Source organism: Paraburkholderia sp. FW306-02-B, from assembly GCF_058782725.1.
Window position 1 is genome coordinate 1320529 of sequence record NZ_JBYSXZ010000002.1, and the last position, 23223, is coordinate 1343751.

Annotated in this window: 21 protein-coding genes and 1 pseudogene; 7 read left to right on the top strand and 15 right to left on the bottom strand. The window is 62.0% G+C overall.

The window, feature by feature from the left end:
* Positions 1-47 precede the first annotated feature (47 nt).
* The 4 genes from AC3WOG_RS27035 to AC3WOG_RS27050 all read left to right on the top strand — a co-directional run bounded on the left by AC3WOG_RS27035 (position 48) and on the right by AC3WOG_RS27050 (position 5340).
* The gene (locus tag AC3WOG_RS27035; protein WP_492580928.1) at positions 48-506 is read left to right on the top strand and encodes a hypothetical protein; all 459 of its coding nucleotides are present in this window, start codon (positions 48-50) and stop codon (positions 504-506) included.
* Between the two features lie 62 nt (positions 507-568).
* A complete protein-coding gene (locus tag AC3WOG_RS27040; protein WP_492580929.1) occupies positions 569-1264 on the top strand; it encodes a hypothetical protein in 696 nt (231 codons plus the stop codon).
* A gap of 353 nt (positions 1265-1617) precedes the next feature.
* On the top strand, positions 1618-2787 hold the full coding sequence (locus AC3WOG_RS27045) for a GGDEF domain-containing protein (protein ID WP_492580930.1): 1170 nt from the start codon (positions 1618-1620) through the stop codon (positions 2785-2787).
* A gap of 219 nt (positions 2788-3006) precedes the next feature.
* Positions 3007-5340, top strand: coding sequence for an EAL domain-containing protein (locus AC3WOG_RS27050; protein WP_492580931.1), 2334 nt, complete (start codon positions 3007-3009; stop codon positions 5338-5340).
* 985 nt (positions 5341-6325) lie between these two features.
* Here AC3WOG_RS27050 and hpaI read toward each other — a convergent pair.
* The 7 genes from hpaI to AC3WOG_RS27085 form a co-directional block, all read right to left on the bottom strand.
* The gene (gene hpaI, locus AC3WOG_RS27055) at positions 6326-7129 is read right to left on the bottom strand and encodes a 4-hydroxy-2-oxoheptanedioate aldolase (RefSeq protein ID WP_492580932.1); all 804 of its coding nucleotides are present in this window, start codon (positions 7127-7129) and stop codon (positions 6326-6328) included.
* A 10-nt stretch (positions 7130-7139) separates the two neighbouring features.
* Positions 7140-7943 (bottom strand): 2-oxo-hept-4-ene-1,7-dioate hydratase, encoded by an 804-nt coding sequence (gene hpaH, locus AC3WOG_RS27060; RefSeq protein WP_492580933.1) that lies wholly within the window; start codon positions 7941-7943, stop codon positions 7140-7142.
* A gap of 37 nt (positions 7944-7980) precedes the next feature.
* Entirely contained in the window at positions 7981-8391 is a 411-nt protein-coding gene (locus AC3WOG_RS27065; protein ID WP_492580934.1) for a 5-carboxymethyl-2-hydroxymuconate Delta-isomerase, read from the bottom strand.
* A gap of 17 nt (positions 8392-8408) precedes the next feature.
* Positions 8409-9272, bottom strand: coding sequence for a 3,4-dihydroxyphenylacetate 2,3-dioxygenase (gene hpaD, locus AC3WOG_RS27070; RefSeq protein WP_492580935.1), 864 nt, complete (start codon positions 9270-9272; stop codon positions 8409-8411).
* A gap of 68 nt (positions 9273-9340) precedes the next feature.
* A complete protein-coding gene (gene hpaE / locus AC3WOG_RS27075) occupies positions 9341-10798 on the bottom strand; it encodes a 5-carboxymethyl-2-hydroxymuconate semialdehyde dehydrogenase (protein WP_492580936.1) in 1458 nt (485 codons plus the stop codon).
* Positions 10799-10914: 116 nt separating this feature from the next.
* Positions 10915-11673 (bottom strand): fumarylacetoacetate hydrolase family protein, encoded by a 759-nt coding sequence (locus tag AC3WOG_RS27080; RefSeq protein WP_492580937.1) that lies wholly within the window; start codon positions 11671-11673, stop codon positions 10915-10917.
* Complete coding sequence (locus AC3WOG_RS27085; protein WP_492580938.1) at positions 11670-12443, bottom strand: fumarylacetoacetate hydrolase family protein; 774 nt, start codon at positions 12441-12443, stop codon at positions 11670-11672. Before AC3WOG_RS27085 ends, AC3WOG_RS27080 begins: the two co-directional genes overlap by 4 nt.
* A gap of 179 nt (positions 12444-12622) precedes the next feature.
* Between AC3WOG_RS27085 and hpaR the strand changes: the two genes are divergently transcribed.
* Positions 12623-13033, top strand: a complete 411-nt coding sequence (hpaR, locus tag AC3WOG_RS27090; RefSeq protein ID WP_492582462.1) for a homoprotocatechuate degradation operon regulator HpaR — start codon at positions 12623-12625, stop codon at positions 13031-13033.
* A 232-nt stretch (positions 13034-13265) separates the two neighbouring features.
* Here hpaR and AC3WOG_RS27095 read toward each other — a convergent pair.
* A pseudogene (locus AC3WOG_RS27095) lies at positions 13266-13433 on the bottom strand (hypothetical protein); the annotation flags it as partial.
* A gap of 94 nt (positions 13434-13527) precedes the next feature.
* Between AC3WOG_RS27095 and AC3WOG_RS27100 the strand changes: the two are divergent.
* A complete protein-coding gene (locus tag AC3WOG_RS27100) occupies positions 13528-14607 on the top strand; it encodes a hypothetical protein (RefSeq protein ID WP_492582463.1) in 1080 nt (359 codons plus the stop codon).
* Positions 14608-14683: 76 nt separating this feature from the next.
* Here AC3WOG_RS27100 and AC3WOG_RS27105 read toward each other — a convergent pair whose 3' ends face one another.
* Both AC3WOG_RS27105 and AC3WOG_RS27110 read right to left on the bottom strand, forming a co-directional pair.
* On the bottom strand, positions 14684-15469 hold the full coding sequence (locus tag AC3WOG_RS27105) for an AraC family transcriptional regulator (RefSeq protein WP_492580939.1): 786 nt from the start codon (positions 15467-15469) through the stop codon (positions 14684-14686).
* Between the two features lie 75 nt (positions 15470-15544).
* On the bottom strand, positions 15545-16513 hold the full coding sequence (locus AC3WOG_RS27110) for a proline dehydrogenase family protein (RefSeq protein ID WP_492580940.1): 969 nt from the start codon (positions 16511-16513) through the stop codon (positions 15545-15547).
* A gap of 311 nt (positions 16514-16824) precedes the next feature.
* Between AC3WOG_RS27110 and AC3WOG_RS27115 the strand changes: the two genes are divergently transcribed.
* Positions 16825-18348, top strand: coding sequence for a CoA-acylating methylmalonate-semialdehyde dehydrogenase (locus AC3WOG_RS27115; RefSeq protein ID WP_492580941.1), 1524 nt, complete (start codon positions 16825-16827; stop codon positions 18346-18348).
* Between the two features lie 299 nt (positions 18349-18647).
* On the opposite strand, the gene AC3WOG_RS27120 is transcribed toward AC3WOG_RS27115, so the two are convergent.
* The 5 genes from AC3WOG_RS27120 to AC3WOG_RS27140 form a co-directional block, all read right to left on the bottom strand.
* The gene (locus AC3WOG_RS27120; protein ID WP_492580942.1) at positions 18648-19979 is read right to left on the bottom strand and encodes an MFS transporter; all 1332 of its coding nucleotides are present in this window, start codon (positions 19977-19979) and stop codon (positions 18648-18650) included.
* 52 nt (positions 19980-20031) lie between these two features.
* Positions 20032-20595 (bottom strand): isochorismatase family protein, encoded by a 564-nt coding sequence (locus AC3WOG_RS27125; RefSeq protein WP_492580943.1) that lies wholly within the window; start codon positions 20593-20595, stop codon positions 20032-20034.
* A 13-nt stretch (positions 20596-20608) separates the two neighbouring features.
* Positions 20609-21061: a MarR family winged helix-turn-helix transcriptional regulator gene (locus AC3WOG_RS27130; RefSeq protein WP_492580944.1), complete on the bottom strand. Its 453-nt coding sequence runs from the start codon at positions 21059-21061 to the stop codon at positions 20609-20611.
* A gap of 76 nt (positions 21062-21137) precedes the next feature.
* A complete protein-coding gene (locus tag AC3WOG_RS27135; protein ID WP_492580945.1) occupies positions 21138-21587 on the bottom strand; it encodes a zinc-finger-containing protein in 450 nt (149 codons plus the stop codon).
* An 81-nt stretch (positions 21588-21668) separates the two neighbouring features.
* Positions 21669-23159, bottom strand: a complete 1491-nt coding sequence (locus tag AC3WOG_RS27140; RefSeq protein ID WP_492580946.1) for a PepSY-associated TM helix domain-containing protein — start codon at positions 23157-23159, stop codon at positions 21669-21671.
* Between the last annotated feature and the right edge of the window lie 64 nt (positions 23160-23223).

A 23223-nucleotide genomic window follows, 5' to 3' on the forward strand; every position in this document is an offset into this window, starting at 1 on the left:
AGGTTACAGCATCCCTTTGTTCGCTATTCCGTGGATAGGAAATTCAAATGCGAAACACTAAATATCGATCATGGAAAGCAATCGGTTGGGTGCTCATAATGATTTTCGGGCTGAGTGTCGGGCTGATCGCAATGCTGAAGAATCCGTCAAAAGCGGAGTCTGAGGAACACTTGGAGACGATGGCCCGAGACATGGAGGCTGCTATGAAGATGGGTGGCGTCGTCGACTCTACGTACTCCAACGCAAAGATTGGTGGATCATTGTTGATAAAAAATATTAATGCTCATTCATGGAATTCCGATATGGCTAAGGCCTATCAACTTGAGCTGACGAGGCGGGGGTGGGTACAAAGATCGAATGATGGAAATGTCATCACCCTTTGTAAGGACCATATGCTTGCGAGAATTAATACTTTTTCGGAGAAAGATAGCTCTCGTGGTTTGCCACGAGATGTCTATGCATTTGCAATGATCTACGATACAAGGACGACAAAGGAATGTAGTTGATCTGCGTGCAAGACCGCTACAATCGATAACTGCATGAGGACAACAAGGCCAAAGAGCAGACCTTGGCGAAAAAACTGGCCGACTGGAGCGGCGGTAAATACACCGAGCAGCAGATCGAGGATCAGATGGCCCAGATGAACCTGACGGTAAATGGCCAGACTGAATCGGGAGGTGTGCGCGTGGCGACCGGCGCGCAGCCGCAGGATGGTACGGACTGGCAGTCTTACGGCGTGAACAAGGCTGGGCAGCAGGTCTGGGCGCAGAGTCTGGGACCGGGCGATCCCGATTTACAGGCGTATATCTCGAACGGCGCACAGGGCAGCGGCCTGTCGTACCAGCCCGCGACCGCAGGGTCCAATCCTGAACTGGTGAGAGCGCCGGACTTCGTGAACTTCCAGGTTGATTACTTCGTTGGCAGTGCGTGGGGGACGTTTACGCGTGATGGGAATGCGTTCTTTGGCGGAGGGCTTAATATGAATGTTCCAAATCCGGTTAATGCGGGCATTGGAATTTCCACTAGCTGGCTGAACACGGTGACTGTGAGGCCAGGGCAGGTGAATAGCTTTGCCGGCGGCTACGCTGGCGGTATGAATGGTGCGTATGATTTGGTCGGTGGTGGCGTGATGTATTCGCCCGGCAACGGAACTGCAACGGTGCTTGGCGTTGGTGCTGGTGTAAACGCTGGCAACACAAAAAACGTTGGAACTCTTGGTGGAGGCTTCTCCGTAGATCAAGGGAAAACCGGTATTAAATGGTGACCAAATGCCTAGCTTCCCTTTCTCTTCATCCGCTAAATCTCGCCGTAGTCGTATTGTTGCAATCGTGGCTTTTACTGCGATGATGGGTTTTATTGTGTACTTGGTGCTGAAAAATATCTTCTTCCGTTAAAGCAGCAAACCCGGCGCGAGCCGGGTTTGTCGTTTGTGGGTAGTTCATTTGCGTTTGCTGCGTCGTTGCAGCATGGCATCAGCTTCTGGCCCGGTCATGTAGCTTGTATCTCTTACGAGACACATGTCTAAATTTTACATCGGTCGAGTAAGCTTACGGACTTGCGAAGCCCGATCGCTGCGCTGCGGTTGAACAGCGCAGCTAGGCGCTGCGTTCCATCGCGATGTCGTCCGACTCAATCAACCCCATGCTCAATCCACTCAGTATTCTGGTCACGATCGTTCTGTCGGGCGTCATGGCGATGGCCGTGCTCGGCTCTCTGTGGCGCGCGAGAATACCCGGCGTCGGCTACTGGATCTCGGCCAATGCGGTGGCGATCGTGGCGCTGCTGGCCTTCGCGCTGCAAGGGCACGCTTCGCGCTGGCTGACCTTCGTTGCCGCCAACGAGTTGCTGGCTGTGGCGCTGCTGCTGCTGGTCGAGGGCTGCTACCGGTTTCTGGGGCGCCGCACTCGGCCTTGGGGCGCGTATGCCGGTGCGGTCGCGGTGTTAATCGGCATTGCCTACTGGACCTTTGTCTCGCCGAACTTCAATGCACGGGTGGCCGTGGCGTCGACGTTCCATGCCAGCCTCTATGCAGTGCTCGTCGTGACGATGCTGCGTGGGCGTCCGTCGAACCGGCCGCGCTACAGCTACTACTTCCTCGCGGTAGTGGCGGCGCTGTTTTGCGCCGGGCACATCACACGCGGCATCCTGTACGGCTTCGGCATCGTGGTGCAGAGCAGCTTGATGCAGGTGACGGCGCCCAACATCGCATACCTCGTGCTCGGGATTCTCGCGCAGCCGGCCATGTCGATCGGCGTGGTGATGCTGGTGCACGATCGCCTCGCCGAGCGGCTCGAGCGGCTTGCCAACGTCGACGATCTGACAGGCGCGCTGTCGCGCCGCGCCTTTCTGGCAATCGGCGACGCGCTGCTCAACGCGTCGGTGCGCACGCGCTCCCCGGTGGCCCTGGCGATCATCGACATCGACTCGTTCAAGGCCATCAACGACGGCCACGGCCACGCCGTCGGCGACCAGGTGCTGCGCCACTTCGCGGCGTTCATCGCCCGCAACCTGCGTGTCGGCGATGTGTTCGGGCGCCTGGGCGGCGAAGAGTTCGGCGTGTTGTGCCCGGCGACCACCGCCGCCGAAGCGGTGGCCCTGCTGGACCGGATCCGGGTCCGGCTGGCTGCGGCCGCGCACACCGAATTGCCACGCGGACTGAGGTACACCTTCAGCGTCGGCGTGGACCAGCATCGATGGGACGAGCCGCTCGCCGAACTGATGGCGCGTGCGGACGGCGCGCTATATGCCGCCAAGGCGTCAGGCCGCGATCGCGTGATGGCGGCATAGCGGCAAGCGGAATCGCGCGGGTGCCGGAAGGAAGGTGACGCGCCGGTGTCGTTCCGACCGGCAAACGTTTGCCGTCACGGTATGTCGAGGTCTCCTGGCGATGATCGATGACAGCCGCGCCGCGCCTCATGCCTATTTGAGCGGAAGGGATAAATATTTGTCAGACGTTTGCCGTTATACATTGGCAGAGTGACCGGAACCCGCCTGATAACTATCAATATGCTTTCCACCTCGACGAAGCAAATGGCCGATTCCGGCTTGCGCGAGCGTTTCCATCGACGATCGCTGGAACACCAACGCCCGCTTTCGACGGTCACGATGGCGTTTACCGTGGTCGCGTTCCTGTGCTTCGTGGGGGCGCGCAACTTTGTCGGCGGACCGGCGCTGCCGCTGCCGTACCGGCTTCTTTGCGCACTGGTGCTCGGCCTGCTGGTGCTGGCGATTCCGCGAGCGGCAACGACCTTTGTATTCGGCGCGATCGGCGTGGCGTATTCGCTGGTGCTGGCGGTGGGTCTCGCGCTGAACATTTCCGGGGTCGATCAGCCGTTGCTCTGGGCGCTGCCCGCCGTGGTGGTGATACCGATCTGCGCAGCGCCGTTGTGGCTCACGCCGACGCATTTTCTGGTCGGCAGCGCGCTTTTCTATGCGACGGCGCTCGCCTTGCTGTTTGGCGAGCCGAGCACGCATGACGTCGGCGTCGTGACGTGGATGTGGATCGTGGCGATCGGCATGCCGACTTCCGCTGTGTTTCACTTCGGCTTCTACTGGTTCCGGCGCAACCACTTTCTGCTCGAGAGTCAATTGGCGCAACTCGCCGCGACCGATCCGCTGACCGGCCTGCAAAACCGTCGCGCGTTCGTGGAACAGGCTGAGCGCCGCCTTGAAGTCATGACACCCGATGCGCGGGTCAGCGCGATTTATCTCGACATCGACAGTTTCAAATCGCTGAACGACCGTTTTGGCCATGCGGTCGGCGACCATGCGCTGTATCAGGTCGCCCAGGCGCTGATGGAACAGACCACTGCGGAAGAAAGCATAAGCCGGATCGGCGGCGAGGAGTTCGCGGTGCTGCTGCGTGACGGGCTCACCGGCGCGCTCACACTGGCCGAGCGTTTGCGCGGCGCGATTGCCGCGCTCGAGCGCCCCGACGGTAAGCTGAGCGCGAGCTTCGGCGTGGCCGAACACCGCAGCGGCGAAAGCATCATGATGCTGCTCGACCGCGCCGACGAAGCGTTGCTGCGCGCCAAGCACCTGGGCAGAAACCGCGTATGCGCCGAACGCGCGCGGCCGGGCGAGGCTCTGCAATTCGCGTCCGACGCGGCGCATGCAGCGGGCGGGGCGGCACCGCCCAGGCTGAAATGGGAAGACTATTACCTGACCTCGCATTTCCAGCCGCTTTACAGCTTGTCGCACCAGAAGCAGGTGGGTTTTGAGGCGTTGCTGCGCGGCGAGCAGGCCGACGGCATGCTGGTGCCGCCGGTCGTGCTGTTTGCGCCGAACCCTGGCAACGACGAAGGCGCGCTCGATCGCGCGAGTCACGCCGTGCATCTGGGCAATGCGCGCAGGTCGCTGCCTCCGGGTGCGTGGCTCTTCCTCAATATTCTGCCGGCCACGTTCATCGCCGAAGGTTATGCCGATCAGCTCGCCGCGATTGTGCGGGCGGTGGGGCTCGAACCGGAGCGGGTGATTCTCGAGATTCTCGAGTCGCATGGCGGCAGCGTCGATGAAATGTCACGGGCGGCAGCCTTGTATCGCAAGCACGGTTTCCTGATCGCCGTCGACGATTTCGGCGCGGGCCAATCGAATCTCGACCGGCTGTTCCGGATCCGGCCGGATCTTGTCAAGCTCGACGGCGAACTGATTCGCGCGACGAGTCCCGGTACTGAGCAGCCGATTTTGCCGAAACTGGTATCGCTGCTGCATCAGGCGGGGATGCTGGTGGTGGTGGAAGGAGTCGAAACGACCGAGGAGCTGATTCTCGCGGTCGCGTCGAATGTGGATTTTGCGCAGGGGTATTTGCTTGGGCGGCCGGCTGCCGAGATGGCGCCGCCGGAGTCGGTGCGGCGGCGGATCGACGATGCGTTCGATGTGATCGCACAGGGGCGTGCGCATCAGCATGCTTTATTCGAGTCGGAGGTCGAGCCTTATCGGTTGGCTTTGAGCCGGGCGGCTGATGAACTGATTGCCGGCGTGGTGATGGATGAGGCGTTTGCTTCTCTCGCTACGTTTGAGCGATGTGTCAGCTGTTTTATTCTGGATGATTCGGGGCGGCAGATCGGGCCTGAATTGCGCGGGCCAGCATGGAGTAGTGATGCGGCTTCGCTGCACCCTGTTGCTAATCCGCGCGATGCTCGATGGGATCATCGGCCCTATTTTCGTAACGCGGTTTTGTTGCCTGGTGTGCCTGTGGCCAGTAATCCTTATCTTTCTTTGGCCAGTGGCCGGCCTTGTATTGCTGTTACTTTGGCTGTGCAGTTGGCTAGGGAGCGGTCTGTTGTTGGTGTCGAGTTGGATTGGTCTTCTGTGGGGTTGCCTTGGCCGGCAAGTGATTAGGGTTTTTTTGCGCGTAGCGGCTGATTGGGGTGTTGGTTTTTTTTGCCTTTGGCGGCGGCATTTTTCTGTGTGCCTACGGGGTTGCCTTTCCTTGCTTTCTTTTTGGTTTATTAGCGTTCCCCCTGTGCGGGGGGCACCTACTTTTCTTTGCCTGCCGCAAAGAAAAGTAGGCAAAAGAAAGCGGCTTTACACCGCCAGCGCTTAAGCGGGTCCCCTGGCTTGGAGGAGGCAGTGGAGCATCTGGACTCTGTGTTCCCGCGCACTCCGCGCTGGTGACAAGGCGGTCATGCTTCCGGCGGCGCTGCGCGCGCCGTAGCGGTACTTCTCAAAACCGATGGGGCCTGCGCGCTTCCCGCATCATCCTTCCCGCCTCGCACTGCGTGCTCGCCGGAACGGTCTGCCAGGGAAACCAGTGGGTGATTCTTCGTTCGGTTGGGGCCATCGGCTTTGCCTCGGCGAGGCGCTGAATTGCGGAAGTGCGAGCCACTTCGCCGAACGAGAAGCAGTTGTGGAATTGCAGGCCACTCGCCGAACGAAATGCAGTTGTCGAAGTGCGGGCCACTCCGCTGAACGAAACGCGGCCGCGAGTTACGCCAGCGCGGCAAAGGCAAGCCGTTACGCTTGAACAACCGCAAGCGCCGGAAGCACCCGACGGACCCGACGATTTTGTGAAGTACCGTGTCGGCGCGCGCAGCGCCGCCGGAAGTATGACTGCCTTGTCACCGGGGCGGAGTGCGCGAGAACACAGATTCCAGATGCTCCACTACCTCCTCCAAGCCAGGGGATCCGCTTAAGAGCTGGCGGTGTGAGCCGCTTTCTTTTGCCTACTTTTCTTTGCGGCAGGCAAAGAAAAGTAGGTGCCCCCGCACAGGGGGAACGCTAATAAACCAAAAAGAAAGCAAGGAAAGGCAACACCGTAGGCAACATTACAACACGGTGAGCACAATCTTTGCGCAAATGCAGAAAGGCTACCGATTGTGCGCCATCAGTAACCACCTTTTACCGGCGTAGCCGCCCCCGCAGACTTCTTATACGATGCCGCCAGATCCACCGCCGCGCGGCTCAACAACCCGGTGTCCGTTCCCACCGCCACAAACGTCGCGCCTGCCGCCAAATACTCGGCCACGATCCCCGCGTCCGGTGCCAGCACGCCCGCCGCCTTGCCCGCGTTCCGAACGGTCCTGATGCCGTTGCAAATCGCTTCGCGCACCCGCGCATCGCCCGGTTTTCCAAGTAACTCCATCGAAGCGCTCAAGTCCGCCGGTCCGAAGAACACGCCGTCGACACCTTCCACGCCCGCGATCGCCGGCAGATTTTTAATCCCCTGAACCGTCTCAACCTGCACCAACACACATAACTCCTCCGCCGCCATGTTCAGATAGTCCGGTATCCGGTTCCATCGCGACGCTCGCGCCAGCGCGCTACCCACGCCGCGAATTCCCCGCGGCGGATAGCGTGTTGCCGCTACCGCGTCAGCCGCTTGCCCGGCCGTGTCTATCATCGGTAGCAATAAAGTCTGTGCGCCAATGTCGAGCAGTTGCTTGATCAGCGCGCTGTCGCTACGCACCGGGCGTACCACAGGGTGCGACGCGTATGCGGCCACCGCCTGCAATTGCGCCAGCGTGCTGCGCACATCGTTCGGTGCGTGCTCGTTGTCGATCAGCAGCCAGTCAAAGCCGGCAGTCGCCAGCAATTCGGTCACGTAGGCATCTGCAAGCGCGGCCCACAGGCCGAATTGCAGTTTGCCCTCGGCCAAGGCGCGCTTGAAACTATTTTGCGGTAGAGACATGTCGGCAAACTCAAATGAAGTTCAAACCAATGCCGCCCAGCGGACCATAGTCGACGTGGAACGTATCGCCGGCACGCGCGGGAATCGGGCTCGTGAACGAGCCGCTTAGAATCACGTCGTTTGCGTTTAGCACTTCGTCGTAGGGCGCGATCTTGTTCGCGAGCCACGCTACGCCCGTGGCCGGGTGATTCAGCACCGCCGCTGCAAGTCCGCTTTCTTCCACCGCGCCGTTCTTGTACAGCAACGCGCCGACCCAGCGCAGATCGACGTCCAGCGGACGCACCGGTCGGCCGCCCAGAACAATCCCCGCGTTCGCCGCGAAGTCCGAAATGGTGTCGTAGACCTTGCGCGGCGCTTTCGTTTCGCGGTCGAATTGCTCGATGCGCGCATCGATAATCTCCACCGCCGGGCTCACGTAGGCCGTCGCGTCGAGCACGTCGAACAGGGTGACGCCAGGACCCTTGAGCGGCTTGCTCAACACGAACGCCAACTCCACCTCGACGCGTGGCGCGATGAAGCGGTCGGCGCGGATGTCCTGGCCGCTTTCAATGAACATGCTGTCGAGCAGCGGCGCATAGTCAGGTTCGTCGATCTGCGATGAACGCTGCATCGCGCGCGATGTCAGCCCGATCTTGCGACCCTTGATCACATGCCCTTCGGCCAGTTTCAGCTTCACCCACTCGCGTTGAATCGCGTATCCGTCCTGGACGGTCATCTGCGGATAGGCGGCCGAGAAGTGGCGTAGTTGCGTACGCGTTTTCTCGGCATTGTCGAGTTGCGCCGCGAGGTCGCGGATAGTCTGTTCATCTAGCATGATCGATTCTCTATTAGCCGCCGCCAGGCCCTGGTTATCAGGCCTTCAGCCGCGCGTGCAAATTGTTGTGCTTCCACGTGCCCGCTTCGCTGAATTCATTGATTTCGAGCGATAACGCCAAGCCGTGCTGTTCAAATTCCGCAGCGAAGTGTTGTTTGATCAAGTCGAACAACGCGTCGCCGGTTGTCTTCTTTACGGCCTCGGAGCGGCCAGCGCCGATCTTCAGATTCGCATGCAGAAACGCGGCGTCAGGCCGGCCGTCGGCGATGCAGTACTGCTCGCAGCGCAATGCGCGCACGCGGATGCCGCCGAGCGGATAAACGCGTTGCTCGTTCTCGCGCTGCGTATCGCGACAATGAGCCAGGCAATCGGCAAGGGTCCCGCACAGTCGGCCGATGCTGTCTTCGCCGGCCAGGTTGGCGCTGTATTCAAGTGTCAGGTGCGGCACGTCGGGCTCCTCGAGGCTTAAGCGGGCAGGGGCGTGACGGGGAAGATCGCATTGATCTGGCCGGTGCCCGAACTGCCGAAATACGGTGTGATGACTTCGACCTTGCCTTCGTAACGATCCCAGCCGAGTGCGCCGAGCAGCATCGCGGTGTCGTGCATGCCGCCTTCGCCCCAGCATTTTTCGTTGTAGAGCGGCAGCATCTCGCAGAAGGTTTTCCAGTCGCCGGCTTCCCACAACTCGACGACCCTGCGGTCCATCTGTTCGAGAAACGGGCTCCATACCTTATGCATGAACTGCTCGGCGGTGCCGTTGTTGGCGAAGTGGTGGCTGAGCGAGCCGCTCGCCAGAATCGCCACGGTGCCGTCGTAGCGCTCCTCGATCGCCTTGCGCACCGCGAGTCCGAAACGCGCGCTGGTCTCGAGGTCGTGCCACATGCACCAGCCCGCCACCGACACCGTCTTGAAGTGCTGGTCGCTGTTCATGTAGCGCATCGGCACCAGCGTGCCGTATTCGAGTTCGAGCGTGGTCTCGCTGTGCGCGCGGCTTTTCACGCCCATTTCGTTGGCGACTTCCGCGATCAGATTGCCGAGCCCGACATTGCCGGGATACGCATACGGCATGTTCTTGATAAAGTGCGGCAGCTCGTTGCTGGTATAAACGCCTTCAAAACCCGGCGCGCAATTGATGTGGTATTCGCTGTTCACCAGCCAATGCACGTCAAACACGACGATCGTATCGACGCCCAGCTCGCGGCAGCGCCGGCCGATTTCATGGTGGCCGTCGATCGCCGGCTGACGGCAGCCTTTATGCGGACCGTCGAGTTCGGATAGATACAACGACGGGACGTGAGTCACTTTTGCTGCTAACGCGAGTTTGCCCATCGCGGTCTCCTATTCTGTATGGCGTGAAGCGTGATGCAGCGTCGTGCGTAGAACAACGCCCCAGCGCCTCAAACGCCCCAGCGCGGAATGTGATGCGAGCCGAGCGACACGCACACGTTTTTCGGTTCGAGGAACACTTCGTAACTCCACGTGCCGCCTTCACGACCCACGCCCGATGCCTTGGTGCCGCCGAACGGCTGACGCAGATCGCGCACGTTCTGGCTGTTGACGAAGCACATGCCGGCTTCGACGGCTGCTGCGACACGCAACGCGCGGCCGGTGTTCTCGGTCCAGATGTAGCTCGACAGGCCGTACGAAATGTCGTTGGCGAGTTTGATCGCGTCGGCTTCGTCGTCGAAAGGAATCAGGCAGGCGACCGGCCCGAAGATTTCTTCCTGGGCGATCCGCATACGGTTGTCGACGTCGACAAACACCGTTGGCGTCACGAAGTTGCCCTTGCGCATCGCTTCAGGCAGATCGGGCGCATCGAGTCCACCGCATGCGAGCGTCGCGCCTTCTTTCGGACCCAGTTCGATATAACTGCGCACTTTCGCCAGATGCCCCTGGCTGATCATCGGACCGACAATCGTGCTGTCGGCAAGCGGATCGCCAACGGTCAAGCGCTTCGCGCGTTCAATGAAGCGCTCGGCAAAGCGCGCGTAAATCGAGCGCTGCACGAGAATTCGCGAGCCTGCCGTACAGCGTTCGCCGTTGTTCGAGAAGATCATGAATATCGCCGCGTCGAGCGCGCGTTCGAAATCGGCGTCGTCGAAAATCACGAACGGCGACTTACCGCCGAGTTCCATCGAAAATTTCTTCAGGCCCGCGGTTTGCACGATGCGGTTGCCGGTCGCCGTCGATCCGGTGAACGACACCGCATGCACGTCCGGGTGCGCCACCAGCGGTTCGCCGGTTTCCTTGCCGAAGCCGTGCACGACGTTCAGCACGCCTGCCGGAATGCCGGCTTCGAGCGCGAGATTGCCGAGCATCGACGCGGTCAGCGGCGACAGTTCGCTCATCTTCAGCACAGCGGTATTGCCGAACGCGAGGCAGGGCGCGACTTTCCACGTCGCCGTCATGAACGGTACATTCCACGGCGAAATCAGCGCGCACACGCCCACCGGATGAAACAGCGTGTAGTTCAGATGCGTATCGGTCGGGTACGTATGGCCGTCGACGCGCGTGCACATCTCCGCGAAATAGCTGAAGTTGTCGGCCGCGCGCGGCACGAGTTGCTTGCGCGTCTGCGAGATCGTCTGGCCGGTGTCTTGCGTTTCGGCCTCGGAGATTTCCGGCACGTTCTTCGCGATCAGCTCGCCGAGCTTGCGAATCATTTTCGCGCGTTCCGTAGCGGGTTTGCCGGCCCACGCCGGAAACGCGTCTTTCGCTGCGCGCACGGCGGCGTCGACTTCTTCCGCGGTGCCGCGCGCGACTTCGGCGAGCACGTTTTGCGTCGCTGGATTGACGGTTTCGAAGTAGTCGCGCGCCGTGCCCGACTTGCCGTTGATCAGATGTTCGATTCGCATTGCCTTGTCCTTGCTCTTTTCGCTGTCGATCGGAGTTGGTGTGTCGACCAGAGTTGGCGCTTTAGCGCTTACTCTGGTCCCATAGCACTTACTCCGATCCCATGTAAAGCTGTCGATCAGGCGCGGCCAAAGTCCGCGTCGGATGCAATCGTATTGACGAGACGGCCCAGGCCGTCGATTTCGCAGACGACTTCGTCGCCCGCATTGACGTTGACAATGCCTTCCGGCGTGCCGGTCAGGATCACGTCGCCGGGCGCGAGCGTCATGAAGCTGCTCAGGTATTCGATCAACGCCGGGATGTCGGTGACGAGATCCCGCGTGTTGCCGTGCTGTTGCCGCGTGCCGTTCACATAGGTGCGCAACTCGAGTTGCGTGACGTCCGCGACATCGGCGGCATCGACGAACCAGGGGCCGAGCACCGTGCCGCCGTCGCGATTCTTCACGCGCAGGTTGGGGCGGTAGTAGTTTTCCAGGTAGTCGCGGATCGCGTAATCGTTCGCGATCATGTAGCCGGCCACGTGCTGCATGGCGTTTTCGCGCGTGACGTTCCGTGCGGTCTGCCCGATCACGACAGCCAGTTCGCACTCGTAGTGCATGAAGGTGACGTCCGCGGGGCGGCGCGTCACGCCGCGATGGCCGATCACCGTGCCGGGGCCTTTGAGAAAAACGAGCGGCTCTTCCTGCTTGGTGAATTGCAGTTCCTTGGCATGCTCGGCGTAGTTCAAACCGAGCGCGAAGATCGTGCCGACCTCGATCGGCGCGAGCCACACGACTTCATCCTCGCGACGCACGCGGCCATCGGCGAGGCGCACGCCGTTGGCGTCCGGCCAGGCTTCGTGAATCGCTCCTGCATACGCAACACGGCCGCGCATCATTGCTGTTCTCCATCGTGTTCTTGTGCAACGGCGAATGAGATGTCAAGCGGCGGCAATTCGCCGATCGATAGCGTGGCTGTGTCGCCGATATGCGCGACCGGCGAACCATGCGGCACGCCTAGCGTGATGACGTCACCGGCGCAAAGCGTCATGAAGTCGGTGACGTCCGCAATCAATTGCGCCACGTTACGTACCGACGATGCGGTGCTCGCAGTGAAGATTTCATGTCCCTTAAGCAGTACCTTGATGGTCAAATCGTCCGGTGCTGAAACATGACGCGCCACAACCACGGCCGGCCCGACCACGCAAAAACCGTCGCGTGCCCTGAACCGTACCGAAGGCCGGTAGACGCTTGCATGCGGCACGCTCAGATCGGCGACCAGCGTATAGCCGGCGATGTAGTCGAACGCGTGATCCGCGCTCACACGTGTTGCAGTGCGGCCGATCACAATCCCCAGCGACGCGCCGACCTCCACGCCCAGCGCGTTGTCAGGCACGACGACGCGCGCGCGGTGCCCGGCCAGCGTGTTGCGCGGCTTCAGATAAAGCACCGGCGCTTTCGGCGGCGCTTTATAGGGCGCGGCGTGCACCGCATCGCCCAGCGCGTCCAATGCGGCCCGGTCGTTGAGCAGGGTTCCATAGACAGCGCCCGAAACCGGCGCGCGGCAGGCAATGCCGCGTGCAAGCAGCGCGGCAACGGTGCGCGCATCCACGTCGCGAGGCAGCGCGTCGCCTTCGGGATGCAGCAGATGATCGGCAAGTGCAAACATAAGTCAGTTGCGTCTCGTAGAAAACACTAACATGTTAGTAGTATTGCGCTTGATATCATCCACGGTCAATAGCCTGTCGGCTGATCGCGGGTTTTCCCTTAAGCTTTGACAGCTGTCTTTACTCATCTTCCGCCATGTCCGCTTCCACTGCTACCCGAGTTCTGCACCGCAATCTGCCGATGTTGTTGCTGCGCGCCAGAGAAAAAATGATGGAGCGTTTCCGCCCATTGATTACCGCGCATGGTTTGACCGAACAGCAGTGGCGCGTGATTCGCGCGCTCAACGAGCATGGCCCGATGGAGCCGCGCCACATCTCCGATATCTGCACGATTTCGAGCCCGAGCATGGCCGGCGTGCTTGCCCGCATGGAGAGCATGGAACTGGTGACGAAGGAGCGTTTTGCGGAAGACCAGCGCCGCGTGCTGGTGTCGCTAACGGAAACGAGTGTCGAACTGGTGCGGGTGATCTCGAAGGATCTTGAAGCCCACTATCGCGAACTGGAGCGCAAGGTCGGGCCGGAAATCGTCGAGCGCGTGTATCGCGCGGTCGACGATCTGCTTGCCGGCCTCGAAGAGGAAGAAGAGGAGTGAGTTAGAGGTTCATTCGCCCGGCGCGAGCGCGGTGGCGTTTGCCGTTGCGTTCTCGCGCAGCCCGAGCAGCTATGGAATCTGGCTCTTGTCGTGCATGCCGAGCTTTTTGTACGCGCAACGCAGTGGTCGGCGTGATGACGGCGAACAAGCTCAAGCAGCGCGACCGTGCGGCATTCGACGGGCTCGGCCGATCGAGGTTGTAGCGCTGCCGAATGACCCCTTGCAGCAAGTGCACTTGATATTCAGGAAACTGTGCGCAGGTAGCGCATGCATGGTTCGGCAAGATGCGCAGCTTCGTGCCCGCATGAACGTCATCGCTGGCCACGTGAAATCTTCCGTAACCAAGTCTACGGCTCAACCCGCTAAAGTGTGCGCTTGAACAGCGTGGAGCAGGCAGCACCTGCCGTCCATCGCTTCGTTGTTGCTTTCATTTGAAGAGAAGACCCATGCCTCGGTCGCACGGGCCGTCGAGCGCCGCTGATGGCCAAACGCATATGTCGAATGATCCGGCTCCTCAGCCGCGTGCCGCCGCGCTACAAAGTGGCCTGAAACAGGGCATTTTCTTGCATACGGGCTGGCGCAGCGCGGGAACGTGGATCTGGTCGCGTCTGCGGGCGCTGGATTCTGTGACCGGATTCTATGAGCCACTGAGCAATATGCTTGCCGATCTCAGTCTCGCGGAAGTTTCGGCCTGCCGTCCCACACTGACTTCGGGACATCCACCGCTTACCGCGCCTTACTTCGAAGAGTACCGGCCACTTCTGCAAGAGGGCGCTCGCGGTGTGCCTGGGTACCGGAAACGTTTTGGCACCGATCGTTTCGCAAGGGCGCCCGACGCGGAATTCCCCGCATTGCAGGCTTATTTGCGGCGTCTGTGTGAGCGGTCGGCCGCGCAAGGCAAGGTGCCGGTCTTCAAGTTTTGCCGCTCGTCTGGCCGCTTGCCCTGGCTAAGAAGCGCGTTTCCGCAAGCCATGCACGCGGCCGTGCTGCGAAATCCCGCATCGCAGTTTGCATCGGGGTGGCTGCTCAATCAGCAATGGAGCAATCCGTTCTTTGTCGCCGCGCCATTTCGCGTCCTGGGCCTCAACCAATCGGAGCCCGTGGTCAGGCGGGCGACCGAAGCATGCGGTGTGAGCTTGCCACCTGCGCAACCCACTTCGGACGACGCCTACGCAATGGCGTGCGAGCAGTATGCGCGCACGGCTGAAGGCAACAACGCGTATCGGGCGTTCATTGCGCTGTGGATTCTCAGCGCGTCGCGTTTGTCGGACGGCGTCGATCTGGTGATCGATGTCGACCGGCTTGGGCACGCTCGCGAATACGCGGACGAAATGCGCGCCGCGTTCGAGGCGCAGAGCGGATTGTCGCCGGATTTCAGCGGCGCACGCGACCTTGTCGAAGAGACCACGCGCAGTGCGGGACGCATGGCCGGGATCGACGGCCGGTCGATGCGGGCCGTTCATTGCGCCGCGCTGAAATTCATGGCGTCGCAGGGCGGATCGTCAACGAACTTCACTGAACTGGTTCGCGGGAAGATGGCGCTGGCCAACGAATTGACCGCGCAGTGGCGTTGAGTGTTGGCAAAGAACTGAGCGACTCGCTAATCACATGAAAAAATCATGCGGCTCTTGAGGCAGTCCGTAGAGCGCTTCAGTTTTCGCCCTGACCGGCGGCCGATTTTCTCAACGCCCCCGGCGGCGCGCCATGAATGCGCTTGAACACGCGGGTGAGGTGCGCCTGATCCGCGAAGCCGGTCGCGGCGGCGACCTCGGCGAGCGCCATGCCGCCCATCATCAGCGTCTTCGCTTGCTCCGCTCGCCAGTTGCGCAGCCAGGCATCGGGAGGCAATCCGTAGCGACGGGCGAATTGCTTGCTCAATGTGGTTCGATGCACGCCCCAGCGGCGCGCGAGCGTCGCGACGTCGGCTTTCGGCAGGTCGCGGAGGCTCATGGACGCTTGCAGTTCAGCGCAGGCGTCAGCCGCGGCGTTTGCATCGCGGCCCGCGTCGTTGTCGATCAGCCGCGCATCTCCTGCCGGCACGCCGTGTTTTGCCAGCAGTTCAAACAGCGCAGCGGAGATCTCATTCTTGCGGCTTGTGTCGTCGATGGCTTCATGCATCAGCGCGGCGGCCCAGCGCTCGCATAGCGACGGGTCGGCTATCACCACCTCGGCGAACTGCATCGGGCCTCCGCTGGACATCGCGGCGTGCGCATCGAACCAGCTCGTCTCCAGATACGCCATGCCGTAACTCAGCAGGCCCTCGGATGTCCCGCCGGTATGCACCGCGCGCGGTGGAATCACCACCAGATCGCCTTGCCGGGCAACATGCGCAGCGCCGCGATAAGAGAACGTGCAGCTTCCGGCGACGATCGCGCCGACCGACCATGCATCGTGGAAATGCGGCTCGAAATGGTAAGCCTCGAGCGCCGCCGCCATGACCTCGCCGGGAAGCTCGGCGCCGCAGTACCAGGTGAAACTCGAGATTGCCATCGTGCGGACCCGCGAAACGGTTTAATCGATCCCGTAGCTGCCGCCCCTCAACGAACGGGCAAGCAGCCACGCATTGCGCGGATTCTCGCCGACCCGGCGCACCGCGTAGGGCCACCAGTCGTTGCCGAACGGCAAATAGACACGCACCCGATAGCCCATCTGCCGTAGTTTAAGCTGCCAGTCGGGCCGCACGCCGTACAGCATTTCAAATTCGAATTGCCCGGGTGCCCAGCTCTCGCGCTGCGCGGCTTCGATGATCGATGTCGCGAGGCGCCCGTCGTGGGTGCCGAACACCGGATAAAACCCGGCTTCGCGCGCGGCGGGCGACAGCATCAGCTGCGCGGCCTCGAGGTAAGCGTGGTCGATCTCCGCGCGCCCTTGATGATCGTGTGCCGGCGATTCGGGAAACGCGCCCTTCACCAGCCGGACCGCGGTGGGTTGCCGAATCAGGCCACGCAGATCGTCGAGCGTACGCTTTCGACGTCCCTGCAAGGTCAGCGCAACCGGAAGGCCGTGCGCGCATAACGATGTGTGCAGGCGGCAGGTCCGGTCGCGGATCGACAGATCTTCCATGTCGAGCATGACCATGTTTCTGCTTCCGGGCCGCAACGGCTGACGTGCCACGGCCTGTGCAATCAGCGTCGCGTTGGCGGTGCCGTACTTTTCGCTTTCCATGAAGCCGACGGCGGTCGGATCGATCGAGACATGCACGTCGAGGCCGGCTTGTGCGAGCGCGTCGATTGCGGCAAGCGCCTGATTGACGTTGAAATCGATCGCGGCGCGCTCCACGACATATTCGCCGAGATAGAACAGCGACGCGCGGATGCCGTGCCGCTCGAACAGGCGCTGAGCGGTGGCGACGGCCGCCGCGCCGTCCGCGCCGCCGACGAAACGTGTCGCCAGCGCGGTCCGTGCACCGACGTTGCGCATCACGGCCGAGACGGTCGTGCTTCGCGCCAGCGCGATCATCGTGTTCTGGAGCAGGCTCATCGCGCCAATCCTTGCGGGAAAAAATCCGAGTATCGGCGGCCGGCGGCGGCCTGTCTTGAACGCTGGTGACGCCGCAAAGCGCGCCTCGCCGCAGGTTCCAATACAGTTGCGACGCAAAAAACAATACAGTGAGGTGCGGTTTTATTGTGCTGTATCGGGAATATAACCAGCGCCGTCGATACAGTTGGCAGGTCTTCATGGAGCCAGCCGATGTGCGGACCTCCGCCAATGTGCTGCGCAACGTAGCCTGACTTTTTGCTTACGGCCCGGTGGCGATTCGTACCGGCCCATCCAGAATACGAGGTAACCAGATGAATGCAGTGAACGAACAAGCGAAGCTGTCGGTGCAGCAGTTGGGCCATTTCATCGGCGGCGCGCTGGCTGCGGCCGCTAGCGGCCGCTCCAAGGACGTGTTCAATCCTGCCACCGGCAAGGTGACCGGCTCGGTCGCGCTCGCTTCGGTCGAAGAAGTGGACGCCGCGGTCAAGGCCGCGAAGGCCGCCTTCCCCGCATGGAGCGAAACGGCCCCGATCAAACGCGCCCGTATTCTGTTCAAGTTCAAGGAACTGCTGAACAAGCATCATGACGAACTCGCGCTGCTGATTACGCGCGAGCACGGCAAGGTGTTCACGGACGCGCAAGGCGAAGTGGTGCGCGGCATCGAGGTGGTCGAGTTCGCGTGCGGCATTCCGAATCTGCTGAAGACCGATTTCACCGACCAGATCGGCGGCGGCATCGACAACTGGAATCTGCGCCAGCCGCTCGGCGTGGTCGCCGGCATTACGCCGTTCAATTTCCCGGTGATGGTGCCGATGTGGATGTTCCCGGTCGCGCTCGCCTGCGGCAACACGTTCGTGCTGAAGCCGTCGGAGCGTGATCCGTCGGCGTCGCTGCGGCTCGCCGCACTGCTGAAGGAAGCGGGTCTGCCCGATGGCGTGTTCAATGTCGTGAACGGCGACAAGGTGGCCGTGGATGCGCTGATCGAGCATCCGGACGTCGCCGCGCTGTCGTTTGTCGGCTCCACGCCGATCGCCGAATACATCTATACGGAAGCATCGAAGCGCGGCAAGCGCGTGCAGGCGCTGGGCGGCGCGAAGAATCACCTGGTGGTGATGCCGGACGCCGATCTCGACCAGGCGGTCGATGCATTGATCGGCGCCGCCTATGGCTCGGCAGGCGAGCGTTGCATGGCGATTTCGGTGGCGGTGGCGGTGGGCAATGTCGCCGATGAACTGATCGAGCGTCTGGTGCCGCGCGTGAAGTCGCTGGTGATCAAGAACGGCGAGAACCTCGACGCCGAAATGGGGCCGTTGGTTACCGCCGAACATAAGGCCAAGGTGGCCGGCTATATCGCATCGGGCGAGGCGGAAGGCGCGAAGCTGATCGTCGACGGCCGCGCGCATCCGGTGGCGGGCGAAGACGGCTTCTTTATCGGCGGCACGCTGTTCGACCAGGTTGGCACGGACATGAAGATCTACAAGGAAGAGATTTTCGGCCCGGTGCTGGCGGTGGTGCGTGTGCCCGATTTCGCGAGCGCGGTCGAGTTGATCAACGCGCATGAGTTCGGCAATGGCGTGTCGCTGTTCACGTCCGATGGCGGTGTGGCGCGCGCATTCGGCCGGCAGATTCAGGTGGGTATGGTCGGCATCAACGTGCCGATTCCGGTGCCGATGGCATGGCACTCGTTCGGCGGCTGGAAGCGTTCGCTGTTCGGCGATCACCACGCTTACGGCGAAGAAGGCGTGCGTTTCTATACGCGCTACAAGAGCATCATGCAGCGCTGGCCGGATAGCATCGCCAAGGGCGCTGAATTTACGATGCCGGTGGCGAAGTAACAGCGTAGCGATACCGCAATAAAAAAAGCCGCGCCTGATTCAGGCGCGGCTTTTTTCATGGAGTCTGTGGCGACGGCCCGCCGCGGCGGATAGAAGGGTGCCGTGCGGCTGTTGCGCGCCGGCCTACGCAACCGCTGCCGCTCTGACGCGTTGCGCAGTCAATCTACTATGGTATTAAACGGATTGCACAGGCAGGCGGTGGCCCGTGCGAGAGCACGCCCGCGACGCCGGCGTTCCCGAAGCGACTGTGCGCAAGCGGGTCAAGCGTCTTCAGGGGCGTGGCTGCGCTGTGACGACGATCAGTCCTGTTCCGCTTCCGCTTCGCTCAATACGGCATTGCGTACCGCAGTCGCGGGACTTGCATAAGGCGTTGCCTGGTGTGGCTCGTCGATGCTGTAGCGCAGGCGGCCACCCTCGACATACACGCGCAACTGGCGGTACCTGATCAGGTAGCGCACGCCGACGACTGCCGCTGCAAAACCTGACGCGGCGCCGACGCCGAGTGCCCAACGCGGGCCGAACCGATCGGCGACCCAACCGACGATCGGCGCGCCGAGCGGCGTCCCGCCTAACGCGATGGCCAGCAGAATCGCGATCACCCGGCCACGCATGGCGGGTTCTGTCGAGAGTTGCACGAGGCTGTTCGTCGAGGTGGTGAACGTTTGCGTAGACACGCCGATGACGACGAGCGCGATGCCGAAGAGCACGTAGTTCGGCATGACCGCCGCAACCGTGCAGCCGACCCCGAAAACCGCCGCCGCGCCGAGCAGAATCGCCATGCGGGGTTTTGCTCGGCGCGCGGCGAGCAGCGCACCGGTGACGGAGCCGATCGCCATGGTCGAGCTCAGCCCCCCATATTGACTCGCGCCCGCATGAAATGCGGTGACGGACATGGTCGAGATGAAGATCGGGAAGTTCAGCCCGAACGTGCCGATCAGAAACAGCATCAGCAACGCGGCCTTCAGATCGGGACGCTTCCACACATACTTGAAACCTTCCACAAAGCTGCCGCGCGTGCGTATCGCGCGGGGCTTCAGATGCAGTTCGCTGGTGCGCAGCATGCGCAGCGAACCGAGCACGGCGACGAACGAGATCGCGTTGATCAGGAACACCCATCCGGTGCCCACCGAGGCAATGAGCAGGCCCGCGACGGCCGGCCCGATCATGCGCGCGGCGTTGAACGACGTGGAGTTCAGCGCAACTGCGTTCGACAGATCGCTTTCTCCGACCAGATCGGAGACAAAGGTCTGACGCGCCGGTGAATCGAATGCGGTCACGCAGCCGAGCAGCAACGCGAACACATAGACCTGCCACAACTGCACGATGCCGGTGACGGTGAGAATCCCGAGGCCCAGCGCAAGGGTGCCCATTGCAGCCTGGGTGGCGACCAGCAGCTTGCGGCGGTTGAAGTGATCGGCCGCATAGCCGGTCAGCGGAAGCAACAGCATTTGCGGCCCGAACTGCAGCGACATGACGATACCCACGGACGTTGCATTGTGATGCGTGAGTTCCGTGAGCACGAGCCAGTCCTGCGCCGTGCGCTGCATCCACGTACCGATGTTGGAGACGATCGCGCCGCTCGCCCAGACCCGGTAATTGAAATTGCGCAGCGAACGGAAAGTGCCGTTCACCGCGTCGTTCCCCTGCGGGCGACCCGTGTCGCGCAGATGTTCGAACGAGCGCTCATACGCGCGTGCCGTCGAGCAGGTCGAGGATTTCCGGCGTCGTGCCGGTTTCGCCGAGCCGCGGGAAGATTCGCGCGATGCTGTTGGTGTGAGCGTCGAGGTGCAGATCGGTCATTGCGTCGACCGCGAACGTGACGTTGAAGCCGAGTTCGTGTGCGTAACGCGCGGTCGATTCGACGCCGATGCTGGTCGCTACGCCGGCGAGCACCACTTGCGTGACGCCTTGCTCGCGCAGCCAGGCTTCGAGGTCCGTGTTCGTGAACGCGCCCCAGGTCCGCTTGGTCACCAGATGATCCGACGGCCGGTAGTTCAGTTCGGGCACCAGATCCGCAAAGCCGGCGGGAAAGTCGCCGCTGTTGCGCGCCTGCTCCGCGCGGCCCGGCGCACCGCCCGCGACGTTGACGAGCACCACCGGCAAGCTGTGGCGGCGAAAGGCATCGGCCAGTACGGCGGCACGCTTCACTATTTCGCCGGTGGGATGGGCGGTGGGCAGCGCAACGATGCCTTGCTGCAAATCGATGACGACCAGTGCGGTCGTTGCGTCGAGTGTTGTCAGTGCCATGGAATGCTCCTGGTTATGAATCGGCGAGGCGTTTGAGCAATTCGACGCCGGTTGCCAGTTGCTGCTGCTCGGCTGGCGTAAAGCGGGTCTGGATTGTGCGGAATAGCCAGTCTTCGCGGGCCGCGCGGCTTGCCTTGACCTTCTTGCGAAAAGCGGGGGTGAGCGAGAGAACGGTTTGCCGCCCGTCATTCGGGTCGGGCGCGCCGCAGACGAAGCCGGCCGCTTTCAGAGCCGACAGCGTCTCGCCCATTGACTGCGGGCGCACGCCCTGGGCTCGCGCGAGCGCGGTGACCGTTGCTGGGCCCTCGCGCTCCAGCAGTCCGAGAACCTGCACCTGAGACGGCGTGAAATCGCCGACATGCGCTTCCTCACGCAACCGGCGGCGCAGTTTGCCGACCAGAACGCGAAGGTCTTCCGCCATTGCGTGCGTAGCTTCAGGGGCGGCCTGCAGGTTGTTGCTGGTCATGCCATCTCACAATATGAAGGTTACCTGCGAAGGTTACCTTCATAAATGACGATGGTCAAGTTGGTGCCGATTGTGCTTACCGGCGTTCACCGGAGCGCCGCTCGCGCTCGAAGCTTTCGATGATCTCGATGGCCGCCTTGCATTGGTCGACGTCGAGCAGATGAATGTGGCATTTCTTTTCGTCGATTTCCAGTTTGTCCGCCAGCCATTTGTAGCCTTTGGAACGCGCCTCGAACGTGTTGCAGCCGTCGCGGCGCACCTTCGCTTCAACCATCGGTTCGAGGGCCGCGTGCAACCTGGCTTTCCATTCGCGTAGCTCGGCATTCGCGAGCCGCCCGAGCGGCAGATTACGTGTGCTGCGCGCGAAAATGCCGATCCACGCTTCGCATGGCGCGCAAATCCAGAGCGGCCCGTGGTCTTCGCGGTATGGGTAGGCGTCCTCATCTGGTCTGACGAGCACGGCCTTCGCGCCGCAGTAGTTGCAGATCGGTTGGGGAAGGGCTTTGACAGGACGGCCAACGCGCATCTGGAGGGGAAATCGAGGTTGGAACGATCAATATATCAAAACAGCCGCCGGCGAGGACGGCAAGCATCAGAACCCGTCTGTTTATGCAGCTTGCCGCGACGCGCGGCCGAAAATTGCGCGGTCGGCCAGCCATACGGCCAGCAGCGTGGCGCCCATTGGCGGGAACACGATGCCGAGCAGCACGAGGCCGCTCTTCCAGCCGCGCATCGGCGGTGCTGAACGCTCACGTGCCGGTGCGCCGAGCGAACGCTGTGGCCGCCGTTTCCACCACATCACGCAGCCGGTCACAGCCATGCCGGCGAGTCCGAGCGAAATGGCAGCGCAGAGAATCTGATTGGCGACGCCGAAATAGCGCCCCATATGCAACGACGTGCCATACGACACTGCCTTCGACACGGCGCCGTAGTCGCCGTAGCGGATATCCTTCAGCACCGCGCCGCTGTATTGGTCGATGTACAGCGTGCGCTCCTGTCGCGGGTCGTCCGGAAAGTACGAGACGGTATAGACGCCGGAAGGTGACGTGGGCAGCACGAGGTTATAGCCGCTGGTCACGCCGAGCGACGCGACCAGCGCGACGACACGCCCGAGCGGCAGCGCGTGCAGTGCTTGCGAATCGGCGGATACCGGGACGGGTGCATTGCCGACGGCCCATGGCGTGATAGGCAGAGGCAGGTCGTCCATCACCATGCCCGGCATCGACTCCATTTTCGAGTCGTGCGCGTGGTCCGTGTGATGCATGGGTTGGCCTTGGGCCGATGCCTGCGTGCCGCCGGCGTGATCAGTGTGCGTGCCCGGCAGTGTGGAGCGTAGCGGCAGGCCGCCCCATGAGCCCGCGGGCGCACCCAGATTCGCGCTGGTCGCGAGCGCCTTGAATTGCTTGCCCCACGAACCCGACCAGGGCAGGCCGGTCAGCACGAACGCCAGCGCGCCGAGCGCGAGCCAGATGCCCATCACCGCGTGCAGGTTTTTCCACAGCGCACGGCCTTTAAGTGCGAAACGCGGCACCAGAGCGTCTCTCGCGGTCGTCTTTTCGTGCGGCCACCACAACGCGACGCCGGTGCCGATCATCACGAGCGTCCAGCACGCCGCCAACTCCATCAGCAGTTCACCAGGCTTGCCGAGCAGCAGCTTGCGGTGAAGCATGCGGTCCACCTGCATGAAGCGGTGCTCGACGCTCAGCGTGCCAAATACTTCGCCGCTATACGGGTTCACGTAGACGCTTTGCTTTTCACCATCGGCGAGGCGGAAGATGAATTCCGCGCTGCGGTCGGGCGCTTGCGCGATCACCGCGGTAACCACCGCTGCATCGTCGGGCATTGCCGCGCGCGCCTTCGCCAGCAGCGCGTCGTGGGTGAGCGTGGGGGGCGCCTGCGGTTCGACGATCAACCGGTGTGAATAAAGCAGCGGCTCGATTTGCGGCTGGAAGCAGTACAGTGTTCCGGTAATCGCGAGTATCACCAGGAACGGCATGACGAACAGAGCCGCGTAAAAGTGCCAGCGCCATAGCGTGCGATAGCCGGCGTTTGCCATGCTGACCGGCACAGCCGTGCATTGAGCAGTGGTGGTGGACATTCGATCCTCCTGTTGGCAGTCGTTGATCTTTCGAACACCCCTGCGCGGCGCGCGTGTTTGCATG